This window comes from Nitratidesulfovibrio oxamicus, from assembly GCF_015731765.1.
In the GTDB taxonomy this organism is placed as follows: Bacteria; Desulfobacterota; Desulfovibrionia; order Desulfovibrionales; family Desulfovibrionaceae; genus Cupidesulfovibrio; species Cupidesulfovibrio oxamicus.
The window spans coordinates 1-6,632 of the sequence record NZ_VRYY01000097.1 but is presented as its reverse complement, the minus strand read 5'-3'; the positions used below and the strand labels follow the sequence as shown (position 1 = coordinate 6,632).

Here is a 6,632-nt window from a genome sequence, read left to right as displayed (position 1 = left end):
AGCCACGCGGCCCCGACGACCCTCGGCACGCAACGTGACACGCAGCGCAGGCGCGCGTCGCAGCCAAGGTGCCGACAGCACCGCTGCGCCCAGGCGCCACGCGTCCGACATGCCCTTCCACGCGCAAGCCCCCGCCCGCAGGATACCCCGCGCACGCGCAGCCCCCGGCCCAACTCCCCGCCTTCCGGCCTGATCGCGCCCACCACTTCTGCGGCCTTGTCCCCTTCGTTTTCCCCACCCACCGCTTTGCTGCATCTTTTTTTCCGCCCGTGATTACGGCCTATTATGCCGTATTACGAAATGACATCATAATGTATTTCGATACGCGCGCCCTGTACCTACGCCACGTTGGCGTTTTCACCGACTGACTGTGGAAAAAATCTAGAGTCTGGATTTTCTCGTCGGGCCGGGTTACACCACGGAGTGGTCACAACTGCGCCCACGAAAAAAATCGCCTTGCAATTCAGCACATTATAAAAATATCATCGGAAAACAGCCACATGACAGCGCCAGCGAACCAGCCCCAGTCCACTCTGCCCACCCCGCCCGCCACGCCCGAAGCCCTGCCCGACGTGGCCCTGAACCCCAACGCCAAGGTCGTGCTGGCCAAGCGGTACTACCGCAAGGGACCCGACGGCACCCCGCAGGAAGACGCACGCACGCTGTTCTGGCGCATTGCCGGGGCCATTGCCGCCGAAGAAGGCAAGTACAAGAAATCGCCCTACAAGGCGGACGCGCTGGCCCGCGAGTTCTACGACCTGATGACCGGCTGGAAGTTCCTGCCCAACTCGCCCACCCTGATGAACGCGGGCACCGACCTTGGCCAGCTTTCCGCCTGCTTCGTGCTGCCCGTGGGCGACTCCATCGAGGAAATCTTCGACGCCGTGAAGCACGCCGCCATGATCCACAAATCCGGCGGCGGCACGGGCTTTTCCTTTTCGCGCCTGCGGCCCAAGGAGGCGCGCGTGGGCTCCACCGGCGGCGTGGCCTCCGGCCCGGTGTCCTTCCTGCGCATCTTCAACACCGCCACGGAACAGATCAAGCAGGGCGGCACCCGGCGCGGGGCCAACATGGGCATCCTGCGCATCGACCACCCGGACATCATCGAATTCATCCGCGCGAAAGAACGCGACGGCGAATTCAACAACTTCAACCTGTCCGTGGGGCTGACCGAAGCCTTCATGAAGGCCGTGGAAGCCGACGAGGAATACGACCTTGTGGCCCCGCACACGGGCCAGGTGCGCGAACGGCTGAAGGCCCGCAAGGTCTTCGAGATGCTGGTGCAGAAGGCGTGGGAAAGCGGCGACCCGGGCATCGTGTTCCTCGACCGCATCAACCGCGACAACCCCACCCCGAAGCAGGGCGAGATCGAATCCACCAACCCCTGCGGCGAACAGCCCCTGCTGCCCTACGAGGCGTGCAACCTGGGGTCCATCAACCTTTCCGCGTTCTTCGTGCCCGGCACCGCCACGGCACCCGCTCCCAAGGACGGCGCCCTGCCCCATCCCTCGCCGGAAAAGGCCATCGACTGGGCGGAACTGAAGCGGGTCATCCACCTTGGCGTGCGCTTTCTGGACAACGTCATCGACGCCTCGCGCTTTCCGCTGGAGCGCATTACCGAAACCGTGCACCGCAACCGCAAGATCGGCCTTGGCGTCATGGGCTGGGCCGACCTGCTGTACCAGCTGGGCATTCCCTACGACAGCCAGGAAGCCATCAGCCTTGGCGAACGGATGATGCAGTTCGTGCAGGACGAGGGCCGCGCCGCCTCCAAGCTGCTGGCCAAGGAACGCGGGCCCTTCCCGGCCTATGCGGAATCGACCTTTGCCGAACGCGACATGGGCCCCTACCGCAACGCCACGGTGACCACCATCGCGCCCACCGGCACGCTGTCCATCATTGCCGGGTGCTCGTCGGGCATCGAGCCGCTGTTCGCGCTGTGCTTCTCGCGCAACGTCATGGACGGCGAACGGCTGGTGGAGGTGAACCCCCACTTCGAGGCGGCCCTGCGCGACACCGGCAGCCACAGCAGGAAGCTGATGGAGGCCGTGGCCGAAAAGGGCACCATCCAGGCCATGGACCACCTGCCCGAAGACCTGCGCCGGGTGTACGTGACCGCCATGGACATCGCCCCGGTGTGGCACCTGCGCATGCAGGCCGCCTTCCAGAAGTACACCGACAACGCCGTGTCCAAGACCGTGAACCTTCCCAACTCGGCCAGCATCGACGACATCCGGGGCATCTACTGGATGGCCTACGAGCAGGGCTGCAAGGGCGTCACCGTGTACCGTGACGGCTGCAAGGCCGTGCAGGTGCTGTGCACCGGCGAGGGCGAAAAGAAGGACGAAGGCAAGGACGAAGGCGACCACAAGAGCGCCGTGCGCCAGCGCCCGGACATCGTCTACGGCTTCACCCAGAAGGTGCCCACGGGCCTGGGGGCCATGTACCTGACCGTCAACGAGGCCAACGGCAAGCCCTTCGAGGTGTTCGCCACCATCGGCAAGTCGGGCCGGTCCATCACCGCCAAGGCCGAGGCCATAGGTCGCCTGGTGTCGCTGGCCCTGCGCTCGGGCGTTGAGGTGCGCGACATCGTCCAGCAGCTCAAGGGCATTGGCGGCGAACACCCGGTGTTCCAGAAGAAGGGCCTGCTGCTTTCCATCCCCGACGCCATCTCGTGGGTGCTGGAAAACCGCTACCTGAAGGGCGAACTGCCCCCCCACGGCCCGGGGAACGAACTGGACAGGCAGCGCTGCCCCGATTGCGGCGAAGACCTGGTGTTCCAGGAAGGCTGCTACATCTGCCCCGGCTGCGGCTTCACCAAATGCGGGTAGGATAAACTGTCGGGAAATCCCGTTTTCGCGGGGGAGGGACCCTTTTGGAAAAGGGTCTCCTCCCCCGCACCCCCACCCCCCAAAACTTTCCATTGGCGGGCTACTACCCAATAACAAAAAGTTTTGCGGGGTGGTGAGGGGGTACGGGGGAGAGGAGGGGCGCTTTTCGCTATGCGATCGCCATCCGTAAGGTTCGCGCGTTGCGCTCACCTAACGGCTGCCGTAAAAGCGCCCCTCCTCTCCCCCGTGTTTTCTTGCCCGGCCACGCCGCCCCCCTCTTGCCTCCCCCTTGCCCCTTGCCCCTTGCCCCTTGCAAAGTCGCGTGGGCTTTGCTTTGATGCAGCCAGCATGCTCAAGGTCAGCCACCTGTCCCATTCCTTCGGCGCGCACTGGGCGCTGAAGAACGTGTCCTTTTCGCTGGAAAAGGGCGAATTCCTGTTTCTTTCCGGGCCTTCGGGCGCGGGCAAGACCACGTTGCTGCGCCTGTTGCACGGGGCCTTGCCGGTGCAGCGCGGCGCGGCTTCCGTCGCGGGCTTCGACCTGACGCGCCTTTCCGGGCGCACCGTGCCGCTGTTGCGGCGGCAGGTGAGCGTGGTGTTTCAGGATTTCAAGATCCTGCCGGAGCGCAGCGTGTACGCCAATGTGGCCCTGCCGCTGGAAGTGCGCGGCCTTGCGCCGCAACACATCGGGCGGCGGGTGCGCGCCGTGGTGCGCGCGCTGGGGCTGGAAAACCGGCTGGACACGCCCGGCGGCGAACTTTCCGGCGGCGAGCAGCAGCGGGTGGCCGTGGCCCGGTCCATCGTGGTCAACCCGCAGGTGCTGCTGGCCGACGAACCCACCGGCAACCTGGACCCGGAACTGTCGCTGCGGCTCATGGACATCTTCATGCAGTTCCACGCCTACGGCACCACCGTGGTGCTGGCCACGCACAGCCCGGAACTCATCCGCCGCCATTCGGACGCGCGCCTGCTGCGGCTGGAGGACGGCATGATCACCCACGCCAACTGGCCGGGGGGCGAGGTGTTCCGCTGCGCCGACGGCGGCCTGCATCTGGGCTGCGGCGGAAACGGCCCGGACCCTTGCGGGCTGGACGCGCCGGGCATTCCCGGCGGTTCGGGAAATTCCGGCAGTTCCGGCGACGACAACAGCGGCTCCGGCGCCCCCGGCAATCCCGACGGCAGGCTGTCACTCTGATGCGCACCTTTTTCCGCCTGCTGGGCCGCGGAGTGGCCGACCTTTTTCTGCATCCGTGGGCGCAACTGCTGTCCATGGCGGCGGTTACGCTGGTGGTCTTTCTGTCCGGGCTGCTGCTGATGGCGCTGGCCACGGTGGACGCAGAACTCAGCGCCTCGCGCGGGGAAACGGTGTACCAGGTGTACTGGCGCCCCGGCACGGACATGGCCCACGTGCGCGGGCAGTGGGAAGAACTGCGTCACATGCCGTGGCTGGCCAGCCTTGAAACCTACAGCCCGGACGAGGCGCTGACGGCGCTGGCCCGCCGCATGGGCGAGACGACCGGGCAGGCCGCGCTGGACATGAACTTTCTGTCCGGTAAAAGCCCCCTGCCGCCCACCGCCCTGCTGACCTTTGCCCCGCGCGAGGCCGACCCCGAAAAATGGGCCGCCGACACACAGACCTTTCTCAAGGACATGCCCGGCGTGGAGCGGGTGGCCGCCTCGCCCCTGCGCGACGAACTGGGCAAGGCGTGGCGCGCCGCCAGCCGCTTCGTGATCTGGCCCACCGTGGGCTTTCTGGGCGTCGTGCTGGCGCTGGTGGTGGGCAACACCGTGCGGCTCACCCTGTCCACCCGGCGGGAAGAAATCGAGATCCTGCAACTGGTGGGCGCGCGCAACTGGTACATCCGCCTGCCCCTGATGGTGGCGGGCGCGCTGCAAGGCCTGCTGGGCGGAGGCCTTGCCTGCCTGCTGCTGCTTGTGGTGCACTGGCGCTTCCGCACCGCGCTCAACGTGCCGCCCCTGCTGCTGGAACTGCGCCTGCCCCCCCCGGAACAGGCCGCCCTGCTGCTGGCCGTGCCCGTGCTCATGGGCATCCTGGGCAGCTGGATTGCCGTCCGCAGCCGCTAGGGGTACATGTTTTTCAGAACCCAAGGCACTTTCGGGGGAAGGAGAGAAGGCCCTTTTGGAAAAGGGCCTTCTCCCCTTCCCCCGGTCCCTCATCCCCAAAACTTTTTGTTTGGGTTTACGCCGTCCGTTCACAGCTGCCTCAAAATCTTCATCGCCCCGCCAACACCTCATACTTTGACCAAATAAAAGTTTTGCGGGGTGGAGAGGGGGTGCGGGGGAGAGGAGGGGCGCTTTTCCAAAAGCGCCCCTCCTCTCCCCCGCAAAAACAGCACTCTCGGCAAACAAGAGGACGCAGACAATGCGCAGCAAGAAGATGACCCATGGATTGGAGAAGGCCCCGCACCGTTCGCTGCTGCATGCCCTGGGGCTGACGCGCGAGGAGATCGAGCGCCCCCTGGTGGGCGTGGTGAACGCGGCCAACGAGGTGGTGCCCGGCCACGTGCATTTGCACACCATTGCAGAGGCGGTGAAGGCCGGGGTGCGCGCGGCGGGCGGCACGCCCATGGAGTTTCCGGCCATCGCGGTCTGCGATGGCTTGGCCATGAACCACGAGGGCATGCACTTTTCGCTGCCGTCGCGCGAGATCATTGCCGATTCCATCGAGATCATGGCCACGGCGCACCCGTTCGACGCGCTGGTATTCATCCCCAACTGTGACAAGTCGGTGCCCGGCATGCTCATGGCCATGCTGCGGATGGACATTCCGTCCATCATGGTCAGCGGCGGCCCCATGCTTGCGGGCGGCACCCTTGCGGGGCGCACCGACCTGATCAGCGTGTTCGAGGCCGTGGGCCGCGTGCAGCGCGGCGACATGACCATGGCCGAACTGGACGAAATGACCGAAACCGCCTGCCCCGGCTGCGGTTCGTGCGCGGGCATGTTCACGGCCAACACCATGAACTGCATGGCCGAGACCATGGGCCTTGCCCTGCCCGGCAACGGCACCATCCCGGCGGTGACGGCGGCGCGCGTGCGCCTGGCCAAGCACGCGGGCATGAAGGTGATGGAACTGCTGGAAAGGAACATCACCCCGCGCTCCATCGTCACCCCGCGCGCGGTGGCCAACGCCGTGGCCGTGGACATGGCGCTGGGCGGCTCCACCAACACGGTGCTGCACCTGCCCGCCGTGTTCGGCGAGGCCGGGCTGGACCTGACGCTGGACATCTTCGACGAGGTCAGCCGCAAGACCCCCAACCTGTGCAAGCTCTCCCCCGCCGGGCACCACCACATCCAGGACCTGCACGCAGCGGGCGGCATCCCCGCGGTGATGGCGGAGTTGACCAGGAAGGGGCTGGTGGACACCTCGGTCATGACCGTCACCGGCAAGACCCTGGCCGAAAACCTGGCCGAGTTGAACGCGCGCGTGCTCAATCAGGATGTAATACGTTCCGTTGACGCTCCGTATTCGGCACAGGGCGGCATCGCCATCCTGAAGGGTTCGTTGGCCCCGCAGGGCGCGGTGGTCAAGCAGTCCGCCGTGGCCCCGGAAATGATGGTGCGCGAGGCCGTGGCCCGGGTGTTCGATTCCGAGGGCGAGGCGCATGCCGCCATCATGGGCGGCAAGATCAGCAAGGGCGACGCCATCATCATCCGCTACGAAGGCCCGCGCGGCGGCCCCGGCATGCGCGAGATGCTCTCGCCCACCGCCGCCATCGCGGGCATGGGCCTGGGCGCGGACGTGGCCCTGATCACCGATGGCCGCTTCAGCGGCGGCACG

The 6,632-nt window shown here is 66.3% G+C and carries 3 protein-coding genes and 1 pseudogene; all 4 read left to right on the top strand.

The features are described 5' to 3' along the window. The first annotated feature begins 500 nt into the window (after positions 1-500). Positions 501-2,831: a vitamin B12-dependent ribonucleotide reductase gene (locus FVW20_RS04420; RefSeq protein WP_196608459.1), complete on the top strand. Its 2,331-nt coding sequence runs from the start codon at positions 501-503 to the stop codon at positions 2,829-2,831. Between the two features lie 348 nt (positions 2,832-3,179). Then, positions 3,180-3,869 (top strand): annotated as a pseudogene (gene ftsE / locus FVW20_RS04415) (cell division ATP-binding protein FtsE); the annotation flags it as partial. Between the two features lie 155 nt (positions 3,870-4,024). Then, a complete protein-coding gene (locus tag FVW20_RS04410) occupies positions 4,025-4,915 on the top strand; it encodes a cell division protein FtsX (RefSeq protein WP_196608457.1) in 891 nt (296 codons plus the stop codon). Between the two features lie 298 nt (positions 4,916-5,213). Continuing rightward, positions 5,214-6,632 (top strand): dihydroxy-acid dehydratase (gene ilvD, locus FVW20_RS04405; RefSeq protein WP_196608456.1); only part of this gene is annotated, 1,419 nt, incomplete at its 3' end.